Below are 26,274 nucleotides of genomic sequence, written 5' to 3'. Positions count from 1 at the left end.
GCCACTTAAAACGGATCACTTTGAGGTGCGGTTTGCCTTCCTCCGGTCTCGAAGGGGTCGGTAGGAGTGATGCGCTTCCAGCATTCCATGAGCTTTCGAAGTGATGCACTCGAACCAGCAAGCGAGAAAGTGGCAATCTTGCGGTCATCCGAATTGTAGACCGCCACCGCTGAACCTTCCGCAACTTCCGTCAGAAATTTCACGCTGGATTCCGGGTCGCTGAGCATCGTTGACACACCAGTACCTTCCGCATTCCCGCTTACGATCCAGCGCGAGTAGTCGACGTCAATTCGGAACTTTAGCTCGCGTTCCCTCAGCGACCACCTGTCATCAAATATGAACAGGCCAAGGTTGCCGCTGTCGAAAGCAGAGATCGAAAGCAACTGATTGCGCCGATTTGTGGTCTCTGCGTTGCACCAAAAGTCATTGTCGAGCTGATCATGGGTTAACGTGACCGACCACGCCTTGTGCCGGAACAGATTGGTCGTCTCATATCTATCTGCGTGGGCAATGGTTGGAATAGAAAGGAGCAAAGAAATGAGTGCACATTCAATTCGCGTCATTGTTGTAAAGCTGCCTGATTAGTTTACCTTTTTCATGCTACCGCTAGCCCGGCAACGCCGTAAAGTTGATTTTTCCATTTCCGTCAATCTTTGCGGCTTCAAAAGGTGGCCTAGACGGGACTTGAAGCTTGTTTAGCGCATCTCATAGCCGAGGTTCTCGAATCTCGCCCGGTACTTTTAGTTCGCCGCGAACGTGCAGGCCTCGGTCAGAAAGTCCCATTATGGGATCGGGTTGTGGAGCCGAAGCGGCGCGATCGAGCTGAGCCAGTCTTCGACCGACGACCCGCCCGTCTTGGGGATGTGAGCGAACAGGATCCGTTTTCCGCCATGTTCGATATAGGGCACTAGCGGATCTCCAGAACGATCTTCCCAATATGCTGGCTGGTTTCCATGCGGGCATGGGCCTTGTGGGCATCTTCAAGCGTAAAGACCTGATCCATGACCGGCGCGATGCGGCCTGCATCCAGAAGGGGCCAGACCTTTTCGGCCAGTTCCTCGGCGATGCGGGCTTTGGCCAGATCTGATTGCGGGCGCAGGGTCGATCCGGTGACGGTCAGGCGCTTTGCCATGATCATTGCGAAGTTGATTTCGGCCTTGGGGCCAGACAGAAAGGCGATGTGGACCATGCGGCCTTCTACGGCCAAACATTTGATGTTGCGGGCGATATAGCCCCCGCCCACCATGTCGAGGATCAGGTTCGCGCCACCTTCGGGTTTCAACACCTCGACGAAATCCTCGTCTTTGTAATTGATCACGCGCTCGGCCCCCAGATCGGTGCACACGGTGCATTTCTCGTCCGAGCCAGCGGTGGTGAACACGCGGGCACCAAAGGCGTTGGCCAGTTGGATGGCTGTGGTGCCGATGCCCGAGCTGCCGCCGTGCACAAGGAACCGCTCGCCTGCTTGCAACCCACCGCGCATGAAGACGTTGGACCAGACGGTGAAGAAGGTTTCGGGCAGGCAGGCGGCCTCTTTCATCCCCATGCCTTCGGGGATGCGTAGGGTATGTGCCGCAGGGGTCGTGACGTATTCCGCATAGCCACCACCGGGCAGAAGGGCGCAGACCTTGTCGCCCACGGCCCACTGGGTCACCCCGTCGCCAAGCGCCACAACCTCGCCCGAGGCTTCAAGGCCGGGCAGGGGGCTTGCGGTGGGGGGTGGGGCATAACTGCCCGCGCGTTGCAACGCATCGGGGCGGTTTACCCCGGCATAGGCGACCTTGATCAGGATCTCGCCCGGGCGCGGGGTCGGGATGGGTTCTTCGCACAGTTGCAGGACGTCTGGACCACCGGGCTCGGTGATCTGAATTGCGCGCATGGTGTTGGTCATTATTCGTCCTCGTCTGGGTGCCAGCGGCCGGGGTAGTTCGGGTTAGGCGTTCCGGGGGCCTTGATCGTATCCAAGATCTTGCCCGGCCCCGACATAAACGCCTTATACAGCGCCGATCCGCGGGCCTGTCCTTTGAATTTCTCGATCTGCATCACGTCGTCGATGCGACGGTCCAAGAAGGCCCATGTGTCCTGATCCCCCTCGCTTTCATCGCCAAGCCAGAACAGCACGACGGATGAATAGACCGCCGACAGCGTCGCTCGCTTGGTGTACCAGTTCAGATCTGTCGAGCTGTCGCCCAATGTCTCCCAGATCAGACCGCAGGTCTGCCACAACGCAGCCGCCCCATCGCTGGCATTTTGCGGCATCGCGAAGAAGGCCATGCCCTTGCGGACCAGCTCCTTGTCCGCGACTTCAAGCCGGAACCGCACACCCGCCGCGATCTTGTCGCGAAAGCGCATCTCGGACAGGTCCGCGGCGGTTAGCCGGTCGACCATCTTAGCGTCGCCCGCCCGGTGATAGGCCAGCGCCAGATCCACCGCCCCACGCGGATACATCGCGCGCGCGTCAGATTCGGTTAGGTCGCAATCTTCAGCGGCAGCGATAAGGGTTGCATCCGACCACCCGTCGAAGGGGACGTGGTTCAGAGCAGCCTCAAGCAATTTATCTTTTTCAATCATGGTTATTTCCTCGCATCTGAGCGCGAACTGGACAAGAGGCTTCGTCGCTGCTAGAAGCCAGCTTCCTGCAACTTTTTGCAAACTCTAACTTAGAAAGGTGGTGACAACCACATGCAGGTTTCGGTTCGTGATAACAACGTCGATCAAGCGCTTCGTGCGCTGAAGAAAAAACTTCAGCGTGAAGGTGTCTTCCGTGAGATGAAGCTTAAGCAGCATTTCGAGAAGCCCTCCGAGAAAAAAGCGCGCGAGAAGGCAGAAGCGATTCGCCGTCAGCGTAAGCTGGCTCGGAAAAAAGCACAGCGTGAAGGTCTTCTCTAAGATCTGAACAGTGTTCGATGGGCAGGTTGTCAACTGTCCGTCAAAACGACCCCCGTAAGCGCCGCTTCCGGGGGTTTGTTTTTGTCTGGTTTAAGTTTTCGGCCAGATTACTGGGAACCAGTCCTCGCGCAGCTTTTGGCCCTGAATCATCTCGTGCCCCGGGAAAGGCGGAGACGTGCGGCCCGGGCGTTCGACATAGCGTGCGTCATCGCCCATCCAGCGCAGGCTGAGTGCGCGGCGGCGGTTAGGTGAATGGTTGCCACGGGCGCCGTGGGCGGTGCGGAAGTCGAAGATGACGGCGTCGCCGGGGTCCATCTCCCATTCCAGCACTTTCATATCGTCTGGGTTTGCGTCTGGGTCCGGCACCGGCGTCCATTCCTGATCACCTTCATAAAAGTCGCTATCATCGGCCCAACTGACCGGGCGGACCATGCGTTCCCATTTGTGGCTGCCTGCGATGAACCGAAGCGAGTTCTCGCGGACCGGGTCCAGTGGGATCCAGAAGCTGGCGGTTTGCTCGCCCTCGACAAAGTAATAGGGGCCGTCCTGATGCCACGGGGTGGGTTTGGGCGTGCCGGGTTCTTTGACCAGCACGTGATCATGGAAGAACTGCGCGGTCTCGCTTTGCATGACTTCAGCAGCGATCTGGGCCGCCGGGCTTTCGCGCACGATGCGTTCGTATTCCGGAACGCGGGTCCAATTGACGTAATCGTCGAAGAAGCGGCCTTCGGTCACGGCATTCTCGGACGCGTATTGCGACGGCTCGGCCATGTTGCGCTCCACGCCCGCAATCATCGTATCGATCCAGTCGGTGAACGCCCCACGGATCACGACCACACCGTCGCGCTGGAAGTCCTCGATATGCTGCTGTGTGATCATCTGTTCCTCCAGGCGTTCAGGATGTAGCGGCTGGTCATCAGGTCCAGATGCGCGCCGCCACCGTTTTTATAGAGCGTGATGTCCTCGGGCGCGCGCTGGAAAACGCCATCCTTATGATCGTAAAGGTCGCCCACCACATCGTCGCGGCTGATCACGCCCCGGGCCAGTGGGTCTTTGAACTCGCCGATGTGATCCAGCACCGTATCGCGGCTGTCCATGAACAGGCGGGCGCGGGTCAGGGCGGTGTCGTCAGCTTCGCGCATGTCGGGTCGATAGGCGCCGATCAGGTCCAGATGCTGGCCGGGGCGCAGCCACTCGCCTTTGATCAGGGGATCGGTCGTCATGGTGGCCGAGGTGATGATGTCCGCTTGCGCAAAGCCTTCTTCCAGCGAGGCGACGGCCTCGGTTTTGTCGAAACTGTCCGCGAACTTGGCGGCACCTTCCGGGCTGCGGTTCCAGATCAGGAAACGGGCGTCGGTGAACATGGCTTCATAGGCCATTCGCAGATTGCGCCCCACGGTGCCCGCGCCGACGATCAGCACCACTTTGCTGTCAGGCCGCGCCAGAAGTCGCGCGCCAAGGGCACTGTCACCTGCGGTTTTCCACTTGGTGACCAGATGGAAATCCACGATGGCCTCAAGCAGCCCGGTGGTATCGTCATAGAGGTTCACCGCTCCGTGGATCATCGGCTCGCCCCGCCCCGGGTTGCCGGGCATGATGTTGGCGGTCTTCACCGCGATCCCCAGCCCGTCGATCCAGGCCGAGCGGGTCAACATGGTGTCTTCGCCACGATAGAGGAACGTATCCCCGATCTCGGCCTTGGGTTTGGTGTGGTCCGCAAGGAAAGCGTCGGCCAGACCCTGCCAGCTGAGAAGGGCATCGGCGTCAAACGGGATCAGTTCGGGGGTCACAGGTCGCTCTCCTTTATCAAGTCGCGGGCGATCAGGGTGTCGGCCCACGCACGGGGCGTGGTGAAATGATGGGTCTGCCAACCGCGTTGGGCGGCGGCGTCGATGTTTTCTTCGCGGTCATCGGTGAACAGAAGACCGCTGGGCGCGTGGCCGCAATCGTCTTCCAGCATCTGATAGATCCGCGCGCTGGGCTTGGTCACGCCCATATGGCCCGAGATATAGCGCCGGTCGAAGTCAGACAGGAAATCATAGGCGGCTTCTCCGACTTCGAACGTGCCGATGCCGAAATTGGACAGAGCAAAGACCGGCACGCCACGGGCTTTCAACGCCCGCAACGTGGCCACCGACAGGTCAATCGCGGGGCTGGCCATGTCGAGCCAGCGATCATGCCACCAGCGGATTTCTTCCGCGTAGGTCGGGTGTTTGTCTGCCGTATCATAAATCACCTGCCGAAAATCCGCGCCACGGTCGACCAGTTCATTCATGAAATGCAGATCGATGGCGGCGAACATCTCTTCCCGGCGCGCTTGCCCGACCCATTGGTCATAGAGCTCTTCCGGCTGCCAGCGGATCAGGACGTTGCCGATGTCAAAGACCACGGCGGTGACGGGGGTATTCTGTGTCATGCCGCGACCTTAGTGCGTTTGTCCGGAAACGGAAGCCGAAACCTGCGGGTGCGCGTTATCCGTCCAGAGGGCCCGAGGGGCCTGAGAGGCTGGCCTGCAGGCGTGCGGCACGGGCGTGGTGGTCGACAAGGCTGACAATGTCCGCGGGATCCGAGTCTGTCGGCACGCAGGCATGGGCATTCGCCGCCAAGGCAAAGATCGAGCCATCGGAAAAGAAGCTGGCGCTGGTCACAAAGATGATCCGCGCGGCAGGCAGGCGGTAGGAAATATAATCCGCCAGCGCAATCGGCCGTCCTCCATCAATATCGGCGTCCAAAACAACCACGTCGAACGCGCGTTCGGTCACCGCCGTGTGCGCCTCGATTTTCGACGTCGCGTGCGTCACGTTCATCCCCTGACGCTTCAGGTGCGCCGACCAAATTCGGGCCAGATCGGGGTTTTCCTCGATAATAAGTACTTGCATAATATTCTCCGCGGGCGCGGTATGACACGTTCCGCAGCACTTGCCAATCTTGCCGTTGCTGCCGTTGTGTCGCCCAACCCAGCCACTTCGCCGCAATTTGCGTTGTCTTTCGCTGCATTTTCCGTTTGAACCGTCACCAACACTGAAGGAGCGCGCGCCATGACAACTTGGATCACCATCTGTGACACCTGCAAACACGCTGATTGGGCTGAACGCGGGATGGAGCAGACCGACGGCGAAGCCTTGGCCGCATTGATCGAGGCGCAGGCCGATGGCACCGAGGTCCGCACCCGCCGCGTATCCTGCATGATGGGGTGTGACAACAGCTGCAACGTCACCGTTCAGGCACATGGCAAGCTGTGCTACACGCTGGGCCGGTTCGAGGTGTCCGAGGAAGCTGCCCAAGGGATCGTCGACTACGCCGTGGCCCATGCAGGCAGCGAAACTGGACAGGTGCCTTATCGCGAATGGCCGCAGGCCGTGAAAGGCCATTTCGTCACCCGCCACGCCCCCTTGCCGGAGGACACATGACCCAAGTGGAAGAACGCGATCACGGGGGCGGGCTGGACGCGGCCATCGCACGGTTCGGCGGCACACGCACGGGCTGGCTGGACCTGTCCACGGGCATCAACCCGTTGCCCTATCCTGTGGGCGCGTTCTCGGCTGACGCGTGGACCGCGCTGCCCGACAAGGGCGCGTTTGCGCGGCTTGAGTCTGCGGCACGTAAGTTCTGGAACGTACCCGAAGGTGCCGCTGTTCTGGCGGCCCCCGGTGCGTCTGCGCTGATCGCGCGCATCCCGTCTTTGCTGCCCGCTGGTCAGGTGCAGATCGAAGGCCCGACCTATAACGAACACGCCGCCGGGTTTCATGCGCAAGGGTGGGAGGTCGTGGACCACACCGCCCCCGCCCGCGTGGTGGTGCACCCCAACAACCCTGATGGTCGCGTTTGGCCGGATCTGGATCTGAACCGCGCCCTGACCGTGATTGACGAAAGCTTTTGCGACGTGATGCCGGATCAAAGCCTGATCGACGCCGCGACCACTCCCGGCGTGTTGATCCTGAAAAGCTTCGGCAAGTTCTGGGGTCTCGCAGGGCTTCGTCTGGGTTTTGTGATCGGAGACCCCGCGTTGATCGCCAAGCTGCGCTATACGATCGGTCCGTGGCAGGTCTCGGGCCCGGCACTGGAACTGGGCGCGCAGGCGCTTGAGGATTTTGATTGGGCCGAAGCGACACGCGTGCGGTTGGCGGACGACACCGCGCGTCTGGATGCCCTGATGACCGCCAAGGGCGCCAAGGCGCTGGGCGGCACGACGCTATTCCGGCTTTATGATGTGGGCGACGCGCAGGCGTGGCAGGACCGTTTGGCCGAACGCCACGTCTGGTCGCGTATCTTCCCTTATTCGACCGGGTGGCTTCGCCTTGGCTTGCCGCACCCGGACCGCTGGGCGCAGTTGGAGACTGCTCTATGATCTACGCAGCACCTCTGGTTCTGGCCCTAATCTTGGATGCCTTTCTGGGCGAACCCGATTGGGCGTGGAAACGGGTGCCCCATCCGGCAGTCCTGATGGGCCGCGCGATTGGGTGGCTAGAGCGCAATCTGAACGAAGGCGACAACCGCTTTTTCAACGGCGCGATGGGCGTGTTCGTGCTGGCCGCCGTTGCCGGGATACTTGGCCAAGTGATCCAGTATCTGCCCTTCGGCGGACTGCTGGAAATCATCGTGGCTGCAATCCTTCTGGCGCAGAAATCCTTGGCCCAGCATGTGCAGGCCGTGGCCGACGCCTTGCGCCAATCGACGGAAGATGGCCGTCAGGCGGTCGCCATGATCGTCGGGCGCGACACCAAGGACATGACGGATGACGCCATCGCCCGCAGCGCGATTGAAAGCGCGGCCGAGAACTTCTCGGACGGGGTTGTCGCGCCTGCCTTCTGGTTCCTGATCGCAGGTCTGCCGGGGCTGATGGTCTATAAGCTGGTGAACACCGCCGACAGCATGATCGGCTATCGCAACGAGCGCTATGAGCAATTCGGCAAGTTCGCCGCGCGACTGGATGATGTGCTGAACTGGATCCCCGCCCGCCTGACTGCGCTGATCCTGATCCTCGCCAGCCGCCAATGGTCCGCGTGGTCGGTGATCCGCCGCGACGCGCCCCTGCACCGCTCGCCCAACGCAGGCTGGCCCGAGGCCGCGATGGCCCGCACCCTGAACGTCGCCCTCTCTGGCCCCCGTGCCTATGACGGCGAGATGCGGGACTTCCCGTGGGTGAACGGCGAAGGCGCGCGCGACATTGGCGCGAAAGAGGTCGATCAGGCCGTCGATGCGCTCTGGTCGGCATGGTTGGTCCTGCTGGGCCTCGTATTCCTACTTGCGGTTGTCACGTGATGCGAATCCGGTAATCTGCCCACCGAGCAGAATAAGGTATTCACATGCAAAAATTTATTTCCGCAGCGGTTTTGGCTATGACACTGGCCCTTCCCGCGCAGGCGCAAACCGTGGCCTGTGGTGGCAGCTTCAAGGGCTTCGTGGGCGCGATGAAGAAGGCGGCCATTGCCAAGGGACATTCCAAAGCCAGCGTGAACAAATTCTTCGCGTCGGTCCGGCAAGACCCCGCTACGCTGAAAGCCGACCGCGCGCAGGGGATTTTCCAACGGCCCTTCGTCGATTTCTCGCGCCGTTTGATTAGCCAGAACCGGATCGACCGGGGCCGCGCGATGCTGACCAAGCACGCCGCCACCTTTGACCGGATGGAGGCAGAATACGGCGTCAGCCGCGGTGTCCTGACCGCGTTCTGGGCGTTCGAGACCGACTATGGCGCCTTCCAAGGGGACTTCAACACGCTGAACTCTCTGGTGACGCTGTCGCATGACTGCCGGCGCCCCGAGCTGTTCCAGCCGCAGGTCTTCGCAGCACTTGAACTGTACGAGGCCGGTGCCTTCAACCCCGCGACCTCAACCGGCGCTTGGGCGGGTGAGATTGGCATGGTCCAAATGCTGCCCGGTGACATTATTGAGGCAGGCGTGGACGGCAATGGCGACGGTAAGATCGACCTGCGCAAGACCCCAGCGGATGCGCTTCTGTCCGGGGCCAATATGCTGCGCGGGTTGGGCTGGCGCGCGGGCGAGCCGTGGCTGCAAGAGGTCACAGTACCGTCAAACCTGAACTGGGCCGAGACCGGGCTGAACACCACGAAATCCGTGTCGGACTGGGCCGCGCTGGGCGTGAAACCTCGCAGCGGGAAGCTGGGGAAGGGGACCCTGCCGGCCTCGATCATTTTGCCACAAGGACGCAAGGGGCCGGCCTTCATCGCCTACCCTAACTTCAACGTTTATTTCGAGTGGAACCAAAGCTTCGTCTACGTGACCACCGCCGCCTATTTCGCAACGCGGCTGGAAGGCGCGCCGGTTTTTGACGCGGGCAACCCCGACCCGGCCTTCACCGGCCAACAGATGAAAGCGCTGCAAAAGAAATTGTCCGCGCGCGGACATGATGTGGGTAAGATCGACGGCATTCTGGGCGCGAAAACCCGTGCCGCCATTCAGCAAGAGCAGATCCGTCTGGGCCTGCCTGCTGATGCGTGGCCGACGGCACAGCTGCTGAACGCGCTGTAAAAAAGAACGCCCCCAGCCATCAGGGTGGGGGCGACACGTTTTAGGAAAGAGAGTCTTCGAAACTTTCGACGACCTCGGTCCAGATGTCGAAAATCTCGTCAAAGTCGGTCATGCTGACGCCGTCCTGACCGGTATAGACGTCATACTCCAGCATCTTGCGGCCATCATCCGCGCGATAGGCGCGGCCATAACGCTGCTCGGCGTTCCATTCGTTCAGGCCCGACAGCGAGATCTCGCTGTCCTCGGTGTAGGCGGCGAAGAACTGAAGCGAGTTGCAGTTCTTGTTGTTGCGGCAACCATAGAAGAACACGACCATGCTGGTGCCGTAATAACGCACCTCGACCGACGGATCGCCGACATTGTCTTCGACCAATTTTGCAGGCGCACCAAGGTCTTCAAAATACGCCAGAACGCTTTCAGGCTCGGACGCTTTGACCTGTTGGGCGGTCGCGGTGTGACCTGCCAACAAGGATAGAGCCATTGCGCCGGAAAAAAGGATCGATTTCATATGCTTCTCCAAATCAGACTTTGGGTCAGCCTAGGGATTTGACTTTCAGGGGGCAAGGGCGTTGCCGGATCAGGCAACCATTTGCTCGGCCTTCTTCAGGTCAACGCTGACCAGCTGGCTAACGCCCTGTTCTGCCATCGTCACACCGAACAGACGATCCATCCGTGCCATCGTCACCGCGTGGTGGGTGATGATCAGGAAGCGCGTGTTGGTGCGGCGGGTCATCTCGTCCAGCAGGTCGCAGAAACGGGTCACGTTCGCGTCGTCCAGCGGCGCGTCGACCTCGTCCAGCACACAGATGGGGGCGGGGTTGGCCAAGAACACGGCAAAGATCAGGGCCAGCGCGGTCAGGGTCTGTTCGCCGCCTGACAGAAGGCTGAGCGTCGACAGTTTCTTGCCCGGAGGCTGACACATGATTTCCAGTCCGGCATCCAGCGGGTCGTCGCTTTCGACCAGTACCAGCTTGGCTTCGCCGCCGCCGAAGAGGTGCTTGAACAAGGTGCCGAAGCTTTCGTTCACCTGTTCGAACGCGGTCAAAAGGCGTTCGCGGCCTTCCTTGTTCAGGCTGGAAATGCCGGTGCGTAGGGCCTTGATCGCCTCTTCCAGATCTGTCTTTTCCGACAGCAGATTGTCGTGCTCTTCCTGAACTTCCTTGGCGTCTTCCTCAGCGCGCAAGTTTACCGCGCCCAGTGAATCCCGCTGGCGTTTCAGGCGGTTCACGTCGTGTTCGATTTGTTCGGACGAGGGCATCTTTTCCGGGTCTGCATCCAGCGTCTCCAGAAGGGCGTCCGGCGTGGTCTCCATTTCTTCCTGAATGCGCTCGGCGGCCAGTGCGACCGTCTCGCGCGCCGCATCCGCGCGGGCTTCGGCGCGGGCGCGGGCCTCGCGGGCTTCACCTGCGGCGCGTTCGGCGTCTCGTTCCGCATTGGCGGCTTCACGTTCAGCGGTTTCGCCCTCGGCCAACTTGTCGCTTGCGGCTTTGCGCCGGGTCTCGGATTCGCCAATCGCATCGGCCAGCTCGTCGCGCTTGGCGGCCAGCTCGTCCGGTGCGGCTTGGGCGTCTTTCAGTTCGGCTTCGTTTTCGGTCTTGCGCTCGTCCAGCTCGGCGATCCGTTTGCCCGCGGTTTCCAGACGGTGCTTCCAGCCCGAGATTTCCTTGGTGATCTCCTGAGACCGACGGGTCCGCGCCTCGCCCTCGCGGCGCAATTCGTCATGGGCCGAGCGCTTGGACATCATGGTCATCCGCGCGGCTTCGACGGCCATTTTGACCTCTTCCACCTGCGTGCGGGCGGCGTCCAGATCACCCAGATCAGCGACGCCTTTTTCTGCTTCGGCCAGACGCTGACGTGCACTCATGGCTTCTTCTTCGTGGCGTTTCAGCGCCAGCCCGAGGTTTTCCAACTTGCCTTCCGCGATGTTGCGGTCCGCTTCGGCGCGCGACAGGGCGCGGTTGGCTTCGGTGACGGCGCGGTCGGCATCGCGGCGGGCATCACGGGCGCGTTTGTCGGCCTCGGTGGTTTCGACCAGCCGGGTTTTCAGCATGTCATGGGCAGCGCGGGCACCATCGGCGCGGGCCGAGGCCTCTTCCAGATCTTGCTTCAGCTCCTGTAGACGATTTAGCTGCTCAAGTCGCAACGCAGCGGTCGAGGGCTGGTCTTCCGCCCCAGCGCGGAACCCGTCCCAACGCCACAGATCGCCTTCCATCGAGACAAGCCGTTGCCCCGGTTTCAACTCTGCCTGCAGGCGTGCGGCGTCTTCTGTGTGGACCAGACCGATCTGGCTCATCCGGCGGGCCAGGACCTCGGGCACAGTGACGTAGTTGGACAGGGCATTCACGCCGTCAGGCAAGGACTGCGCTTGCGCATAGCCCGGCAGCAACGCCCAGCCAGACGGCGCTTCGCCCTCGATCTCGGGCGCACGCAAATCGTCGGCCAATGCCGCGCCCAAGGCTTTCTCGTAGCCCGATTTCACCCGCAGCGTATCGAGCACTTGCGTGCCTTCGGCTGCATCGCGTTCGACCAGACGTGACAGGGCTTGAACCTCGGCATGGAGGGCGTTCACTTCGCCCTCGGCGGACGAGCGTGCGGCGCGGGCGTCGGCTTCGCGCGCCTGCGCTTCAGAACGGGCTTCATCGGCAGCAACCAACGCTGCCTCAGCCTGTTCCGAGGCTTTCGCAGCTGCCGTCTGCGCAACGCCAGCTGCGTCAAAATCCGCGGCTGCCTTGTCGACCGCGCCCTTCGCATCGTCCATTGCGGACCGCGCCCGCATGGCTTCGCCTTCGCTTTTCTCAAGCGTCTTGCGGCTGTCATCCAGCAGGCGATGGGCGGATTGGTGGCGCGCGGCCAGCCGCGCGACGTCTTCCGTCAGTTGGGTCAGGTCGCCTTCGCGCTCCTGCAAGATTGCAGCACTGTCGCGGGCATCCGCATTAGACGCCTCAAGCGCGTCGTCGTGGCCTTCCGAGGCCTTTGCGATCTGATCCTGTTCCCATTCCAGACGCTCGATCGTTTCGCCTGCATCCTTGTTCAGCCCGCTTTCACGTTCGATGTCGCGGGCCAGTTGCGTGATGCGGCTGGTTAGGGTCTCGATCCGTTCGCGCGCTTGGCTTTCCTGATCCGACAGCTGGTCGCGCTGAACCTGAAGGCGTTGCAGGATGGCGGCGGCGACGGCCTCTTCCTCGCGCAACGGCGGCAGGCGGTCTTCGGCCTCTTGCCGCGCTTTGGTGGCGTGGCGCGAGGCGCTCTCTGCGGCGGCTGCGGCTTTCACGCGTTCGGTCAATTGCGCTTGTGCTTCGGCGCGGGCAGCGTCGGCTTCTTTCCAACGACGGTAAAGCAAAAGCCCTTCGGCGCGGCGCAGATCATCCCCGATGGTGCGATAACGCGCGGCTTGGCGGGCCTGACGCGCCAGTTGCCCAAGCTGTTGCGCAAGCTGCTCGATCACATCTTCCACACGCGCCAGATTGGTCTCGGTGCCTTTCAGCTTCAACTCGGCCTCGTGGCGGCGCTGATACAGGCCCGAGATGCCCGCGGCTTCCTCAAGGATGCGGCGACGCGCCTTCGGTTTTGCGTTGATCAGTTCCGAGATCTGACCCTGACGTACCAGCGCAGGCGAATGCGCCCCGGTCGAGGCATCGGCGAACAGCATACTGACGTCACGCGCGCGGACATCCTTGGTGTTCACCTTATAGGCCGAACCTGCATCGCGGGTGATCCGGCGCACGATCTCAAGGTTGTCGCTTTCATTGAACCCCGAGGGCGCAAGGCGTTCGCTGTTGTCCAAGAGCAACGAGACTTCGGCAAAGTTCCGGGCAGGGCGCGAGGCCGCACCGGCGAAGATCACATCCTCCATCCCTCCACCGCGCATGGCGGTCGGGCGGTTTTCACCCATAACCCAGCGCAGGGCTTCCAGAAGGTTGGATTTGCCGCAGCCGTTCGGTCCCACCACACCCGTCAGCCCGTCCGCGATCACCAGATCGGTCGGGTCCACGAAGCTTTTAAAGCCATTCAGACGGAGTTTTGAAAACCGCAAGCGGTCTGCCTCATAATTGATTCTTACTGTCCAATGATTGTTCGAAGGGAAGTTGCAGGAGTCAACGGCGGTGACCGATATGTGGTCGAAATGGGCAACTTATCCACAAGATATTGCATTTGGTGCCGTTTGGGCGGGATTCCCGTGCCGCCATTCCCCCGTCCAAGGTCGGTTTCGATCTTGACCCTTTGCCCCCTTGCACGGCAAAGACGTTCTGCATGGTTCCCAATGGGACAAAAGGGAATGCACCGGGGACGACCCAATCCGGGGTTTGATGGTGCAGCCGCCCCCGCGACTGTAAGCGGAGAGCGCCCGCCAGCGCCACTGATCTTCGGGTCGGGAAGGCGGCGGCGCGCTTCGACCCGCATAGCCAGGAGACCTGCCATGCCCACACGCAACCCACCCGTCGGGGAGACGGGCGAAGGAGGATAAGATGCAAGCAAAGATCCCTGCCACCGTGGTCACCGGCTTTCTGGGCGCGGGCAAGACGACCCTGATCCGTCACATGCTGGACAACGCCAAGGGCAAGCGCATTGCGCTGATCATCAACGAATTTGGCGATCTGGGCGTGGATGGCGACATCCTGAAAGGCTGCGGAGACGAGACCTGCACCGAGGATGACATCATGGAGCTGTCGAACGGCTGCATCTGCTGCACCGTGGCCGAGGACTTCATCCCGACGCTTGAAAAGCTGCTGGACCGCGACACCCCGCCCGATCACATCGTGATTGAAACCTCGGGTTTGGCCCTGCCGCAACCGTTGGTCCGCGCGTTTCAATGGCCCGAAATCTCGACCCGCGTGACCGTGGATGGCGTTGTGACTGTTGTGGATGGAAAGGCCGTGTTTGACGGTCAGTTCGCGTCCAATCTGGACGCCGTGGAAGCGCAGCGGAAGCTGGATGAAAATCTCGACCACGAAACGCCTCTGTCCGAGCTGTTCAAGGATCAGGTGACCTGTGCCGACATGATCGTCGTGAACAAGTCCGACCTTCTGGCAGAAGGCGAGGCGGATCAGCTGGTCTCGAAACTGTCTGGGGATAGCCGCGACGGCGTGCAGGTTGTGCGTTCGACCATGGGCGCGCTGCCGGTTGAGGTTCTGCTTGGCCAAGGCATGGGTGCTGAGGATGACATGGACGCCCGCCTGTCGCTGCACGAGAAGGGGCATCATCACCACGATGATCACCACCACGACCATGACGACGACCATCACCACCATGATCACGATGATGACCACCATCATCACCACCACCACGATCATGACCATGATGCGTTTGAAAGCTTCGTCGTCACACTGGGCGAGGTCGCAGACCCCAAAACCTTTGCCGAGAAAGTCGCCGACGTGATCCGCGCCAACAACATCCTGCGCTTAAAAGGCTTCGCTGCCGTCGAAGGCAAGCCGATGCGTCTGACGTTGCAGGCGGTTGGTCCCCGCGTCGACACCTATTTCGACCAGCCTTTCGGCACCCAGCCCCGCGAAACGCGTCTGGTGGTCATCGGCCAGTCGGGTCTTGACCGCGACGCCATCGCACAGGCGCTAACCGCATGACGATTGACGTTGTCCCCGGCGATCCACTCGATCCACAGGCCACGGCGTTGCTAAAGCAAAGCCATGCCCTGATGGAGAGCCTGTTTCCGCCCGAGGACAATTTCTTTCTGAACATCGACGACCTCTGCGTGCCCGAAATCTCGTTCTTCGTGGCGCGCGAAGGCGATACTGTGCTGGGCACTGGTGCGCTGGCCGATAAGGGCGACTATGGCGAGGTGAAATCCATGTTCGTCTCGCCCGACGCGCGCGGTAAAGGCGTGGGCGAGGCGCTGCTTCAGCAGATCGAAGCCACCTCTCGCGCGCAAGGCCACGCGGCGATGAAGCTGGAAACCGGCAATGTGCTCTATGCAGCGCACCGTCTGTATGAACGGGCCGGATTTACCAAATGCGGCCCGTTTGGGGATTACCCCGAGGCCAACAGCTCTCTCTTCATGGAGAAAGCGCTGTGAGCGGCGTTCAGTCCTTCTTACCCTTGTCGGCAGCCGCTTTCATCCGCGCCAAAAGCGCCGATTTGTCGTCCTTGCGGTTCAGCGGGTTCTTCTCGGTTCCGCGGGCGTTGTGTTCGGAGTGGCGGGGCTTGCCCTTGGCGGGTTTCGGCGCGCCGGCAGCTTTATAATCCATAGGGTTCACCTTGATCGGGTTTTGTTTTCCCGGTCCATAACATCTTAACGCAAGGGACGCGATATGCATCTTCTGGCAGCAACTCCGGGCAGCATTGATGACGGAAAAGAACCGGTTGATCTGGGGCAGACGCCCTCGGATCTGGTGTTCATTTCGGCGGCAGACACGGAACTTGCGGGGCTTGCTCAAGCGCGGGCCGAGATGGCGGGCGCACCGGGTCTGCGACTGGCCAACATGATGCATCTGGCGCACCCGATGTCGGTCGATCTGCATATCGACAATTGCGCGACGAAGTCCCGGCTTGTTGTGGCGCGGGTGCTTGGTGGTGTCGGCTACTGGAAATACGGGGCCGAGCAATACGCCGCCCATCTGCGCGACGCGGGCGTGCCCTTGGCGCTGTTGCCGGGCGACGACAAGCCGGACGCGGAACTGCGCGCGCTGTCGACCGTCTCGGACGAGGATTACGATGCGCTCTGGGCCTATCTGGTCGAGGGCGGGCCAGAGAACTCGGTCGGGTTCCTGAACTATGCCAAGGCGATGATGGACGGCGGCGACAAACCCGAAGCCGCGCGTCCCCTTCTGCGCGCAGGTGTCTATTGGCCAGGTGCGGGTGTGGCGGACCTGGCCGCCGCGGAAGAAATGTGGACTGACGGCGCCCCTGTTGTGCCCGTCGTCTTCTATCGCGCGCTGGTGCAGGGCGCAGGGCTGAACCCGATTAACCGCCTTGTGAAGTCGCTTCTGCGGCAGGGCCTGAACCCGCTGCCCGTGTTCGTGGCGTCGCTAAAAGACCCGGTATCGGTCGCCACGCTGGAAAGCCTGTTTTCCGAGGCCGCGCCCGAGGTCATCCTGAACTGCACCTCATTCGCCGTCGGCTCGCCGCATGCAGGTGACGCGCCCAGCAAGAACCCGTTCGAAGCCCCGTGGTGCAACGCGGCGCCGGTGTTCCAAGTGGTGCTCGCCGGGTCCAGCGAAGAGGCATGGGCCGAGGGCTTGACCGGCCTCTCTGCCCGCGACATCGCCATGAACGTCGCCCTGCCCGAAGTGGACGGGCGCATCCTGTCCCGCGCGATCAGCTTCAAAGGCGAGGCATTCTTTGACGAGGCCACCGAATGCCCCATCGCGACCTACAAGGCACTGGGTGATCGGGTGCAATTCGTGGCCGAGCTTGCCGCCAACTGGGCACGCCTGCGCCGCGCCGGAGCAGCCGACCGCAAAGTCGCGTTGATCATGGCGAACTATCCCAACAAGGATGGTCGTCTTGCCAATGGCGTGGGGCTGGATACGCCCGCCGCCGTGGTGCACGCTTTGGGGCTATTGGCCGAACAGGGCTACGCGGTTGCAGATGCGCCTGCGAATAGCGATGCCCTGATGCAGGCAGTGATGGCGGGGCCGACCAACTGGCTGACCGACCGGGCTGCGCGCGTGGGCGGAGTCTCGATGCCGATGTCCGACTATCAGATCAATTATGGCCAACTGCCGTGGGAGATGCGCGAGGCGATTGAGAGCCGCTGGGGCAAGCCGGAACAAGATCCCTTTTTCACGCCGGGTGAGGTCGACTGCGGGTCGTTCTCGCTATCGGTTCTGGAATACGGCAACGTTGTCGTCGGGGTACAGCCCGCGCGCGGCTATAACATCGACCCGACTGACACCTATCATTCGCCCGATCTGGTCCCGCCGCACAACTATCTGGCCTTCTATTTCTGGTTGCGCCACACGTTTGGCGCGCACGCGCTGGTGCATATGGGCAAGCACGGGAACCTTGAATGGCTGCCGGGCAAGGCCGTCGCCCTGTCCGAGACCTGCTGGCCCGAGGCTGTGATGGGCCCGATGCCCCATGTCTATCCGTTCATCGTGAATGACCCCGGCGAAGGCACGCAGGCCAAGCGCCGCGCGCAGGCGGTGATCATCGACCACCTGACGCCGCCCCTGACCCGGGCCGAAACCTATGGTCCGCTGCGTGATTTGGAAGCTCTGGTTGACGAATATTATGAAGCCGCCGGCGTCGACCCCCGCCGCATCGACCGCCTGCGCCGCGAGATCTTGACTCTGACACACGCCACCGGGCTGGACGCCGATGTGGGCATGTCGGGTGAGGATGAAGATAGCGATCTCGCGAAGCTGGATGCTTACTTGTGTGAACTCAAGGAAGCACAAATCCGTGACGGGCTGCACGTGTTCGGGCAGTCTCCGACTGGGGATCTTGAGCGGGATCTAGGCATCGCGCTTGTCCGTGTGCCGCGCGGTCAGGGTGAAGGCGGCGATGCGTCCTTGATCCGGGCTTTGGCAGCGGATTGCGGTGTGGAGATTGACCCTCTGGATTGCGATATGGCGGCCACATATGACGGTCCGCGTCACGCACGTCTTGAGGCGATCGCGGCAGGTAAGTGGCGCAGCAATGGTGACACGGTTGAGCGGCTGGAACTGTTGGCACAGACAGCCGTCGCTTGGGATGAGGTGCCGGAGGAGTTCACGGCTACGCGCCCGGTTCTTGATGCCTATCACGCGCAGGTTCTGCCCTCGGTCCGCGCCTGTGGACCAGATGAGGGGGAGGGGCTCCTCACCGCCCTTTCCGGGCAGTTCGTCGCCCCCGCGCCGTCCGGCGCGCCCACCCGCGGACGACTGGATGTTCTGCCGACGGGCCGGAATTTCTTCTCGGTCGATAGCCGCGCGGTGCCGACGCCAACCGCGTGGGCGCTGGGGTGGAAATCGGCCAGCCTGCTGATCGACAAGCACCTGCAAACCCATGGCGACTGGCCGCGCACGATGCTGGTCACGGCATGGGGCACGGCAAACATGCGTACGGGTGGCGATGACATCGCGCAGGCGCTTGCGCTGATGGGCGTGAAGCCCAAATGGGACAGCGCCAACCGCCGCGTGACCGGGTTCGAAGTGATCCCATCATCCGCACTTGGCCGTCCGCGTGTGGACGTGACCTTGCGTGTCTCCGGTTTCTTCCGCGACGCCTTCCCGCAGCTGATCGCTTTGGTTGATAGCGCCGCGCGCGCTGTGCAGGCGCTGGACGAACCAGATGATGTGAACCCTGCTGCCGCGCGCGTGCGAGCGGGCGAGGGGGCATCGCGGGTCTATGGCTCGAAACCCGGGGCCTATGGCGCGGGGCTGCAGGCGATGATCGACGAGCGGCTTTGGGCCGACAAGGCGGATCTGGCCGAGGCTTATCTGGAATGGGGTGGCTATGCCTATGGCGCGGGGTCGGAAGGCACCCGCGACCGCGAAGGATTCGAGGCCCGTTTGGGGCAAGTCGAGGCTATCGTGCAGAACCAGGATAATCGTGAGCACGACCTTCTGGACAGTGACGACTATTACCAATTCGAAGGCGGGGCGGCTGCGGCTGTGTCGACCCTTCAGGGCCGGGATCGCCCGATCTATCATAACGACCACTCGCGGCCTGAACGCCCGGTCATTCGCACGCTGGAAGACGAGATCGGCCGCGTGGTCCGCTCGCGCGTTGTGAACCCGAAATGGATCGATGGGGTGAAGCGCCACGGCTATAAAGGTGCGTTCGAGATCGCGGCGACTGTCGACTATATGTTCGCCTTCGCAGCGACCACGGGCGCAGTGCGCAGCCATCATTTCGATCTGGTCTATAGCGCCTTCATCGAGGACGACGACACCCGCGAGTTCATCGAGGAACACAACGATCCGGCGTTGAAAGAGATCGCTGAACGTCTGCGCGAAGCGATTGAGCGGGGGCTTTGGACGCCACGGTCAAACTCGGCCCGTGCGATGCTGGATCAGATCAGATGATCATTCAGTAGGGCGTCTAGCCGACGTCACAGTCAACCTTGGCCCTTTGGATGGCCTGATCCCCGCTGAGCGACCCTTTGACCACTTTGCAACCGGTGGCCTGCTCTATCGCGATTTTCGCGCGGGCCAGAATCACCGGGACGCGGGGCAGAGCCTCGAAACCAATGCGATAGACCTCGACCCAGTTTTCGCGCTGATGCACGGAAAAAGTCGAACCTTCGACCTCGACCCGCGTGGTGGCGGTGTCGCGATGCATGAATTGCGGGCTGGGGCTGTCGCAGGCGGTCAGGGCTGCAAAGCCCAGAAAAACAAGGGAATGGGCAAGGCGCATGGGTGGGTCTCCTTCCCGTGCAGCTTGCGATGCATTGGTTAATAATCGGTAAATCCCCGCAAAATCCCCCCGCGACAATCTGTGCACAGCTGGCCGCTTGCTAACTGTTGCAATTGCAATTATAAGATATTCAAGATTACGAATATGAATGGAGAGATCCGATGCAAACCTCACGTCCCGCGGATAAATATTCGCCGCTCTACTTCCTCGCCTCGGTTGGGGCCGGTGGCCTGTCGGTCACCTTCTTCATGTATCTGATGTTCTGGGTGAAGCACCCGGGTCAGCCCGTGCCGGTCTTTGAAGACATCATGGCCGCCTTCACCACGGGCTCGATGGGCATCAAAACCGCCATCGTCGTTGCGTGGGCCGGGATCGCCGCCATGGTCTTCCTTAACCTGAAATACCTGATCTGGAACCTGAAAAGCTTCTCGGCCTTCCGCAAAACCGAAGCGTACACCGCGCTGAAGAATTCAAACGCGGAAACCACCATCCTTGCCATGCCGCTTGCGCTGGCGATGAGCGTGAATGGCCTGTTCGTGGCCGGACTGGTCTTCGTGCCGGGCCTGTGGTCGATCGTGGAATACCTGTTCCCCTTCGCCATGGCCGCCTTCCTTGCCATCGGCATTCTGGCGCTGAGCTTCATCGGTGACTTCTTGGGCCGCGTGCTGTCCAAAGGTGGCGTGTTCGACGTGACCGCCCATAACAGCTTTGCCCAGATGCTGCCGTCCTTCGCGCTTGCCATGACCGCGGTTGGCTTCGCCGCCCCCGCCGCAATGAGCGCAAATACCATCGTCGTGGGCGTATCGCTGGTTGGCTCGACTTTCTTCGGTACCGCGTCCATCGTTTATGCTGCGCTGGCCTTGTTCACCGCCTTCAACTCGATGCTGCATCACGGCACCGCCAAGGAAGCTGCCCCGACCCTGATGATCGTTATCCCGCTGATGACCATTCTGGGCATCATGTTCATGCGCCAGGACCACGGAATGCACGTAACCTTTGATGTGCACGGCTCGGCTGCCGAAACGATGGTCTTCCTTGCTCGTCTGATCGCTGTCCAAGTTCTGTTCGGTCTTCTGGGTCTGGTTGTGCTGTCGCGCGTTGGCTACTGGAAGAGCTTTGTCTTCGGGAACGAGACCTCGCCCGGCTCCTATGCGCTGGTCTGCCCGGGTGTTGCCCTGTCGGTTCTGCTGCACTTCTTCCTGAACTCGGGTCTGGTCAAAGCGGGCGTGATCGACAAGTTTTCGCTGATGTACTGGGTGATTTCCGCCATTGCGATTGCGTTCCAAATGGCCATGATTGTTCTGGTTGTTCGCTTGAACAAACAGCATTTTGGCCGCGTACATAGTTCGGCCGTACCAGCCGAGTAATATACCACTCACGGTGGCCAAAATAGGCGGGCGTCCTGATTTTCGGGGCGCCCGCTCTTGCATCCGGGGGCGTGTGCTCTCACAGTGGATGAACAGTCAGAAGTGAGGCCAGAATGACCGTAGATCCCGATCGCCACGCCACCAAGATGGCAAAGAAAAAAGCCGCCCGTGATAAGATCATGGCGACGAAGACCGACAAGAAAGGTCTGATCATCGTGCATACGGGCAAAGGCAAGGGCAAAAGCTCGGCCGCGTTCGGAATGATTTTCCGCTGTATCGCGGCGGATATGAAATGCGCCGTGGTGCAGTTCATCAAGGGCGGCATGGATTGCGGCGAACGTGATCTGATCAACGCCAAGTTCTCGGACATCTGCGAGTTCTACACGATGGGCGAGGGATTCACGTGGGAAACGCAGGACCGCACCCGCGACATCGAGATGGCACAGGCCGCGTGGGAGAAGTCGAAAGAGCTGATCCGCGATCCGTCGAACAAGATGGTGCTGCTGGACGAGATCAACATCGCCATTCGCTATGATTATGTCGACATCAACGAGGTTGTGCAGTTCTTGGTCGACGAAAAGCCCGAGATGACCCACGTGGTTCTGACCGGGCGCAATGCCTCGGACGATCTGATCGAGATTGCCGATCTGGTGACCGAGATGGAGCTGGTGAAGCACCCGTTCCGGTCGGGCATCAAGGCGCAGATTGGGGTCGAATACTGATCCCCTAAACGGGAGGAGAGACGATGCCGAAATTCTATATGGCCTATCACGAACCGACGGATGTACCCGACGACAAGAAGGCCGAGATGCAGGCCGCGTATAAGGCGTGGATCGCCAAATACGCGGATGTGTTCGAGATGCCCGAAACACCCTTCAAGGCGCAATGGACCGTGGATGGCGATGGCCACCGCGAAGGGTTCAAGCAGCCGATGATGGGCTTTTGCGTGATCAACGCGCCGGACGCGGAAACGGCCTTGGCGATTGCCGGCGAAAACAGCTTCATTCAGATGGGCACGATCCATCTGGCCGAACTGATGGAGATGCCGAAAGGCTGATCCCTAGCGACAGGGCGCGGCGGTCACCCCGCCTCGCCCTGCGCGCGCAACTGGTCCAGCGTCAGGCCTGGCGTGGCGACTTGCTGGTCCACCACCAACTCGATCACGGCTAATTTCCCGGAGGCTTCGGCGCGGCGGAAGGCGGCGTCGAAGTCTTCGGTTCGCGTGACCGTTTCGCCGTGGCCGCCATAGGCGCGAGCCAAGTCTGCGAAATCCGGGTTCGCCATGTCGGTGCCGGACACGCGCGCCGGGTAGGTGCGTTCTTGGTGCATCCGGATGGTACCATAGCGCCCGTTGTTCACGATGATCGCAATGGGTTTCGCGCCGTGCTGCACGGCGGTCGACATCTCGTTCAGGGTCATCTGAAACTCGCCATCCCCCAGCCACGCGATGACAGAGCGGTCGGGGTGCTGAATGCTGGCCGCAACCGCTGCGGGGAAGCCATAGCCCATCGACCCCGAGGTCGGGGCCAGCTGCGTTCCGTATTCCTTGAAACGGAAGTAACGGTGCAGCCATGTGGCGTAGTTTCCTGCCCCATTGGTCATGATCGTGTCGTTAGGCAGCGTGTCCGACAGCCAGTGCATGATGCGCTCCAGCTTGACCGGGCCGGGGGTCTCGACCGGGGTTTGGAAGTCGTCATAGGCCGCGCGGCCCTGTTGCGTCCATTCCGCCCACGGTGTCGCGGTCAGAGAGGGTTGTTCACCAAGCGCTGCAATCGCCGCAGGGCCGGTCGCGAGTTCGGTTTGGTCGGCGTGATAGACGCGCCCCAGCTCCTCGGCGCAGGGATAGACATGCACGATGCGCTTGCCGGTCTGCATCGGGTCCAGCATCTCGTAGCTGCCGGTGACGATATCGCCCAGACGGCTGCCCAGAACGACCAGCGTGTCGGCCGCGTCGAACATGGTCTTGAGCGCCGGGTTGATGCCAAGGCCAAGGTCCCCGACATAATTCGGGTGGCGATTGTCGACATAGTCCTGACGGCGGAAGGCGGTGGCGACGGGCAGGGCGTTTGCGGCGGCGAACTTCATCAGCGTGGAGCCCGCATCTGCCGTCCAACCCGGCCCGCCTGCGATCAGAAGCGGACGCGCAGACGTCTCAATCGCGGCCAGTATTGCACCTGCGTCCGCGCTGGACACATGGCCCTGCGTGGCAGGCACAGCGGGGCGGTCCGGCACATCAGCTACGTCGCTCAGCATATCCTCGGGCAGGGCGACCACGACGGGGCCGGGGCGCCCGGTGCGGGCCACATGGAAGGCGCGGGCGAGGTATTCGGGCAGGCGCTCGGTCTGGTCAACCTCGCAGGACCACTTGGCAAGAGGGCCGAAAAAGGCGCGATAGTCGACTTCCTGAAACGCGCCGCGATCCCTGTGGGCGCGTGCAATCTGACCGACAAACACCACCATTGGCGTCGCATCCTGCATCGCGACGTGAATGCCGGCGGACGCATTCGTCGCCCCCGGCCCGCGCGTCACGAAGAGCACACCCGGAGCGCCGGTTAGCTTGCCATGTGCCTCGGCCATCATGGCCGCGCCGCCTTCCTGACGGCAGACGACGTTTTCAATCCCGCTGTCATAAAGCCCGTCCAGCGCGGCCAGAAAGCTTTCTCCGGGCACGGAAAAGACACGGCTCACGCCTTCGGTTTTCAGGTGATCGACCAGGATTTGTCCGCCGTGGCGCATGGGTAAGTCTCGTCTTATCTTGACCTCTTATGTCGCGCGCCCCACATCCTTGGGACGCGAACAAGGAGGCTTCATTGTCCAAACACCAATTGCTTGGCATGTCCGGTTCCCTGCGTAAAGACGCAACGAACCGGTTCCTGCTGCGAAATGCTGCGCGGCTTTATGGCGATGCAGAGTATATTGAGGCAGATTTGAACCTGCCGCTTTACGATGGCGATCTTGAGGATGCCGAGGGGATCCCCGCAGGTGTGGCGAAGCTGGCAGCGCAGATTGCAGCGGCAGATGCGGTGATTATCTCGACGCCGGAATACAACAAGATGCTGACCGGCGTTCTGAAAAACGCGCTGGATTGGGTGAGCCGGGTGAAGCCTCATCCGTGGCAGGGCAAGCCGGTCGCTGTCATGTCCGCTGCCGGAGGTCGCGCTGGCGGAGAACGGGCGCAGGCGTCTTTGGTGGCGGCGATGGTGCCGTTTCAGCCGAAGCTTGTGATTGGGCCAGAGATCGCCGTGGCGGGCAGCTCGAAAGAGTTCGATGCGGATGGCGTTCTGACGAATGAGCGCTACGAGGCTAATCTGGTAAAACTTATGGGCAAGCTGCGGGCGACGGTATAAATCTGTTAGGATGAAAAAGGGGGCGCTGCCCCCTCGAGCCTGCGGCTCTCACCCCCGGGATATTTAGGGCAAGAAAAAGAGCAAAGCCTTGTGAGTTCCTACAAGCTCGCCTCGACCCGGAAGTCATCGGGGATTTCGTCGTGGCCCTCCAGCACCAGATCCGCCATCAACTCGCCTACACGCGGACCCATGCCGAAGCCGATTTTGAAGCCGCCATTGGCGATGAAGGTACCGGGGCGGCCGGGGTATTCGCCCAGCATTGGCGCGCGGGATTTGGCGCGAGGGCGGACCCCCGCCCAGCGTTCGATCACCGGCGCGTCTGCAAGGGCCGGGCAGGCGGTGCGGGCGCGGGCGATGACCTCGTCCAGTGCGTCGTCACAGCTGGATGGGTCGTCGAAGTCGCGTTCGCTCGTCGATCCGATGGCGACGGTGCCGTCTGCGTGTGGGATGATGTGCACGGCGTCGGCAAACAGTTGCGGCATATCCCGCGCATCGTAATCCAGCAGCGCGCTTTGGCCTTTGACGCCGTTGCCGACAGGTTTGCCCAACTCCTCGGACAATTTCACCATACCTTGCCAGCCCGTCGCCCAGACCTCGGTCCCTTCTGACGGGCCTTCAGTCACGATCTCGCCGCCCTTGGCTTGGATCGCGGCGACCAAAGCGGCACCTGCCCGGCGGGGGCTCATCCGGGCGGTCAGCGTGTCGTGGATCAGGAAGCCTGTGGGGCTGATCGGCGCCCAGTCTGGGAAGTCCGACGCGGGGCGGACCTGCCAGACAGCTTTACCCTGCCACAGGGTGTCCGCCTCGACTGCGCGGGTTTTGGCAAGCTCCAACAGACGCTCGTCCGTGACGGGTTGCAACCGGCCTGACCGCGCATAGCCGGGGGATGTGCCGGACACGGCCTCGACCTCGGCCCAGTAGGTTTCCGCCATGATCAGGCTGTCGAATTGAAACGCTTTCTTGGCGTTCCAGCGCTCGGGCACATGCGGGGCTAGCGCGCCGACCAGACCGCCGGACGATCCTGCGCCCGGCCCGTTTGGGTCAATCACCCGCACCTTTGCGCCGCGCTTGGCGCAGCTCCACGCGACCGACAGGCCAAAGATCCCCGCGCCGTAAACTGTCACATCAGCGATTGCCATTGGGCCGTTCCTTCTTCATGGTCGCGCGGGTTTCATCAGCGTTCTAGGGCAGATCATGACAAAGCGCCAGACAGCGACGATCACGGCGAGCATCACGTGGAAAGACAGCGGCGTGCCGGTGGCCGAGCAGTTCGACGACCCCTATTTCTCGCTGGAAGACGGGCTGGCCGAGACGCGGCATGTCTTCATCGAGGGCAATGATCTGGCCACGCGGTTCCGACCCGGTTTCCAGATTGCCGAGCTGGGCTTTGGCACTGGGTTGAACATGCTGGCCGCGTACATCGCGTGGCGTGCAGCGGGATCGCCTGTGGGGGCTGGGTTCACGTCGTTCGAGGCCTTCCCGATGGACGCCGCCGACATCGACCGCGCTCTGCAAGCTTTCCCCGAGGCGCATGCGGTCGCTGGGCCGTTTATGGAAGCATGGGAGCAGGGCGCAAGGCGCTTTGATCTGGACGGGTTCTCGGTCGAAGTGATCGAAGGCGACGCCCGCGACACCCTCGCCGCGTGGGACGGAAAGGCGGACGCATGGTTCCTTGACGGGTTCTCGCCCGCCAAGAACCCTGAGCTGTGGGGTGAGGCGCTGATGGGCGAGGTTGGACGCCATACCGCACCAAATGGTACGTTTACGACATATACCGCCGCAGGTTTTGTCCGTCGCGCCCTAGACGTGGCCGGTTTTGACGTGGAACGTGTACCCGGATACGGGCGCAAGCGGCACATGAGCCGCGGAACACTGCGGCCCTAAGGG

General features: G+C 61.7%; 27 protein-coding genes and 1 riboswitch. Of the genes, 13 read left to right on the top strand and 14 right to left on the bottom strand.

What is annotated here, in order from left to right; all coding sequences use genetic code 11:
- Positions 1-5 precede the first annotated feature (5 nt).
- The 4 genes from Q0677_RS00465 to Q0677_RS00450 form a co-directional block, all read right to left on the bottom strand.
- Entirely contained in the window at positions 6-563 is a 558-nt protein-coding gene (locus Q0677_RS00465) for a hypothetical protein (protein WP_298904790.1), read from the bottom strand.
- Positions 564-782: 219 nt separating this feature from the next.
- Positions 783-908 carry a hypothetical protein gene (locus Q0677_RS00460; RefSeq protein ID WP_298904787.1) on the bottom strand — a complete coding sequence of 42 codons (126 nt, stop codon included), beginning with the start codon at positions 906-908 and terminating at the stop codon, positions 783-785.
- Positions 908-1,891 carry an NAD(P)H-quinone oxidoreductase gene (locus Q0677_RS00455; protein WP_298904784.1) on the bottom strand — a complete coding sequence of 328 codons (984 nt, stop codon included), beginning with the start codon at positions 1,889-1,891 and terminating at the stop codon, positions 908-910. The genes Q0677_RS00460 and Q0677_RS00455 overlap by 1 nt, the downstream gene beginning before the upstream one ends.
- A complete protein-coding gene (locus tag Q0677_RS00450) occupies positions 1,891-2,571 on the bottom strand; it encodes a COQ9 family protein (protein ID WP_298904782.1) in 681 nt (226 codons plus the stop codon). Before Q0677_RS00450 ends, Q0677_RS00455 begins: the two co-directional genes overlap by 1 nt.
- A gap of 111 nt (positions 2,572-2,682) precedes the next feature.
- On the opposite strand from Q0677_RS00450, the gene rpsU reads away from it, so the two are divergent.
- Positions 2,683-2,889: a 30S ribosomal protein S21 gene (rpsU, locus tag Q0677_RS00445; RefSeq protein ID WP_007255353.1), complete on the top strand. Its 207-nt coding sequence runs from the start codon at positions 2,683-2,685 to the stop codon at positions 2,887-2,889.
- Positions 2,890-2,979: 90 nt separating this feature from the next.
- Here the strand turns inward: rpsU and Q0677_RS00440 are convergent, their stop codons facing one another.
- From Q0677_RS00440 to Q0677_RS00425, 4 genes are read right to left on the bottom strand one after another with little or no spacing between them, the layout of a single operon-like run.
- On the bottom strand, positions 2,980-3,780 hold the full coding sequence (locus tag Q0677_RS00440) for a phytanoyl-CoA dioxygenase family protein (RefSeq protein ID WP_298905757.1): 801 nt from the start codon (positions 3,778-3,780) through the stop codon (positions 2,980-2,982).
- Positions 3,765-4,679: an ornithine cyclodeaminase gene (locus tag Q0677_RS00435; RefSeq protein WP_298904779.1), complete on the bottom strand. Its 915-nt coding sequence runs from the start codon at positions 4,677-4,679 to the stop codon at positions 3,765-3,767. The genes Q0677_RS00440 and Q0677_RS00435 overlap by 16 nt, the downstream gene beginning before the upstream one ends.
- Positions 4,676-5,305, bottom strand: a complete 630-nt coding sequence (locus Q0677_RS00430; RefSeq protein WP_298904776.1) for an HAD family phosphatase — start codon at positions 5,303-5,305, stop codon at positions 4,676-4,678. Before Q0677_RS00430 ends, Q0677_RS00435 begins: the two co-directional genes overlap by 4 nt.
- Before the next feature lie 55 nt (positions 5,306-5,360).
- Positions 5,361-5,768 (bottom strand): response regulator, encoded by a 408-nt coding sequence (locus Q0677_RS00425; protein ID WP_298904774.1) that lies wholly within the window; start codon positions 5,766-5,768, stop codon positions 5,361-5,363.
- Between the two features lie 159 nt (positions 5,769-5,927).
- Here Q0677_RS00425 and Q0677_RS00420 point away from each other — a divergent pair, with 159 nt between their 5' ends.
- Genes Q0677_RS00420 through Q0677_RS00405 form a run of 4 tightly spaced genes read left to right on the top strand, consistent with a single transcriptional unit; the run spans position 5,928 to position 9,377 of the window.
- Positions 5,928-6,299: a DUF1636 domain-containing protein gene (locus Q0677_RS00420; protein ID WP_298904772.1), complete on the top strand. Its 372-nt coding sequence runs from the start codon at positions 5,928-5,930 to the stop codon at positions 6,297-6,299.
- The gene (locus Q0677_RS00415) at positions 6,296-7,237 is read left to right on the top strand and encodes a threonine-phosphate decarboxylase (RefSeq protein ID WP_298904770.1); all 942 of its coding nucleotides are present in this window, start codon (positions 6,296-6,298) and stop codon (positions 7,235-7,237) included. Before Q0677_RS00420 ends, Q0677_RS00415 begins: the two co-directional genes overlap by 4 nt.
- Positions 7,234-8,151 carry an adenosylcobinamide-phosphate synthase CbiB gene (cbiB, locus tag Q0677_RS00410; protein WP_298904764.1) on the top strand — a complete coding sequence of 306 codons (918 nt, stop codon included), beginning with the start codon at positions 7,234-7,236 and terminating at the stop codon, positions 8,149-8,151. The genes Q0677_RS00415 and cbiB overlap by 4 nt, the downstream gene beginning before the upstream one ends.
- A gap of 44 nt (positions 8,152-8,195) precedes the next feature.
- Positions 8,196-9,377 (top strand): lytic murein transglycosylase, encoded by a 1,182-nt coding sequence (locus Q0677_RS00405; RefSeq protein ID WP_298904761.1) that lies wholly within the window; start codon positions 8,196-8,198, stop codon positions 9,375-9,377.
- A 40-nt stretch (positions 9,378-9,417) separates the two neighbouring features.
- Here Q0677_RS00405 and Q0677_RS00400 read toward each other — a convergent pair whose 3' ends face one another.
- Together Q0677_RS00400 and smc are read right to left on the bottom strand one after the other, a co-directional pair.
- The gene (locus Q0677_RS00400) at positions 9,418-9,885 is read right to left on the bottom strand and encodes a YbjN domain-containing protein (RefSeq protein WP_298904758.1); all 468 of its coding nucleotides are present in this window, start codon (positions 9,883-9,885) and stop codon (positions 9,418-9,420) included.
- A gap of 69 nt (positions 9,886-9,954) precedes the next feature.
- Positions 9,955-13,410 (bottom strand): chromosome segregation protein SMC, encoded by a 3,456-nt coding sequence (gene smc / locus Q0677_RS00395; protein WP_298904755.1) that lies wholly within the window; start codon positions 13,408-13,410, stop codon positions 9,955-9,957.
- Between the two features lie 202 nt (positions 13,411-13,612).
- Positions 13,613-13,812: riboswitch (cobalamin riboswitch) on the top strand.
- A 31-nt stretch (positions 13,813-13,843) separates the two neighbouring features.
- Between smc and cobW the strand changes: the two genes are divergently transcribed.
- Entirely contained in the window at positions 13,844-14,956 is a 1,113-nt protein-coding gene (gene cobW, locus Q0677_RS00390) for a cobalamin biosynthesis protein CobW (protein ID WP_298904752.1), read from the top strand.
- Positions 14,953-15,405, top strand: a complete 453-nt coding sequence (locus Q0677_RS00385; protein WP_298904749.1) for a GNAT family N-acetyltransferase — start codon at positions 14,953-14,955, stop codon at positions 15,403-15,405. The genes cobW and Q0677_RS00385 overlap by 4 nt, the downstream gene beginning before the upstream one ends.
- A 7-nt stretch (positions 15,406-15,412) precedes the next feature.
- Here Q0677_RS00385 and Q0677_RS00380 read toward each other — a convergent pair whose 3' ends face one another.
- The gene (locus Q0677_RS00380) at positions 15,413-15,577 is read right to left on the bottom strand and encodes a hypothetical protein (RefSeq protein ID WP_166636205.1); all 165 of its coding nucleotides are present in this window, start codon (positions 15,575-15,577) and stop codon (positions 15,413-15,415) included.
- A gap of 63 nt (positions 15,578-15,640) precedes the next feature.
- Here Q0677_RS00380 and cobN point away from each other — a divergent pair, with 63 nt between their 5' ends.
- Complete coding sequence (gene cobN / locus Q0677_RS00375; RefSeq protein WP_298904743.1) at positions 15,641-19,342, top strand: cobaltochelatase subunit CobN; 3,702 nt, start codon at positions 15,641-15,643, stop codon at positions 19,340-19,342.
- 16 nt (positions 19,343-19,358) lie between these two features.
- On the opposite strand, the gene Q0677_RS00370 is transcribed toward cobN, so the two are convergent.
- Complete coding sequence (locus tag Q0677_RS00370; RefSeq protein ID WP_298904741.1) at positions 19,359-19,673, bottom strand: hypothetical protein; 315 nt, start codon at positions 19,671-19,673, stop codon at positions 19,359-19,361.
- Positions 19,674-19,834: 161 nt separating this feature from the next.
- Between Q0677_RS00370 and Q0677_RS00365 the strand changes: the two genes are divergently transcribed.
- From Q0677_RS00365 to Q0677_RS00355, 3 genes are all read left to right on the top strand, one after another.
- A complete protein-coding gene (locus Q0677_RS00365) occupies positions 19,835-21,040 on the top strand; it encodes a hypothetical protein (protein ID WP_298904739.1) in 1,206 nt (401 codons plus the stop codon).
- Positions 21,041-21,153: 113 nt separating this feature from the next.
- Positions 21,154-21,762: a cob(I)yrinic acid a,c-diamide adenosyltransferase gene (gene cobO, locus Q0677_RS00360; protein ID WP_282182308.1), complete on the top strand. Its 609-nt coding sequence runs from the start codon at positions 21,154-21,156 to the stop codon at positions 21,760-21,762.
- A 23-nt stretch (positions 21,763-21,785) separates the two neighbouring features.
- The gene (locus Q0677_RS00355) at positions 21,786-22,097 is read left to right on the top strand and encodes a hypothetical protein (protein ID WP_298904736.1); all 312 of its coding nucleotides are present in this window, start codon (positions 21,786-21,788) and stop codon (positions 22,095-22,097) included.
- Between the two features lie 23 nt (positions 22,098-22,120).
- On the opposite strand, the gene Q0677_RS00350 is transcribed toward Q0677_RS00355, so the two are convergent.
- Complete coding sequence (locus tag Q0677_RS00350; protein ID WP_298904734.1) at positions 22,121-23,776, bottom strand: thiamine pyrophosphate-binding protein; 1,656 nt, start codon at positions 23,774-23,776, stop codon at positions 22,121-22,123.
- Positions 23,777-23,850: 74 nt separating this feature from the next.
- On the opposite strand from Q0677_RS00350, the gene Q0677_RS00345 reads away from it, so the two are divergent.
- Entirely contained in the window at positions 23,851-24,387 is a 537-nt protein-coding gene (locus Q0677_RS00345) for an NAD(P)H-dependent oxidoreductase (RefSeq protein ID WP_298904730.1), read from the top strand.
- Between the two features lie 98 nt (positions 24,388-24,485).
- On the opposite strand, the gene Q0677_RS00340 is transcribed toward Q0677_RS00345, so the two are convergent.
- A complete protein-coding gene (locus Q0677_RS00340) occupies positions 24,486-25,526 on the bottom strand; it encodes an FAD-dependent oxidoreductase (RefSeq protein ID WP_298904727.1) in 1,041 nt (346 codons plus the stop codon).
- A gap of 55 nt (positions 25,527-25,581) precedes the next feature.
- On the opposite strand from Q0677_RS00340, the gene mnmD reads away from it, so the two are divergent.
- On the top strand, positions 25,582-26,271 hold the full coding sequence (gene mnmD, locus Q0677_RS00335) for a tRNA (5-methylaminomethyl-2-thiouridine)(34)-methyltransferase MnmD (RefSeq protein ID WP_298904724.1): 690 nt from the start codon (positions 25,582-25,584) through the stop codon (positions 26,269-26,271).
- Positions 26,272-26,274 lie beyond the last annotated feature (3 nt).

Origin of the sequence: uncultured Aliiroseovarius sp., from assembly GCF_947492455.1 — a bacterium.
GTDB lineage: Bacteria > Pseudomonadota > Alphaproteobacteria > Rhodobacterales > Rhodobacteraceae > Aliiroseovarius.
The sequence above is the reverse complement of the archived record's forward strand: the minus strand, read 5'-3'. Positions and strand labels throughout refer to the sequence as shown.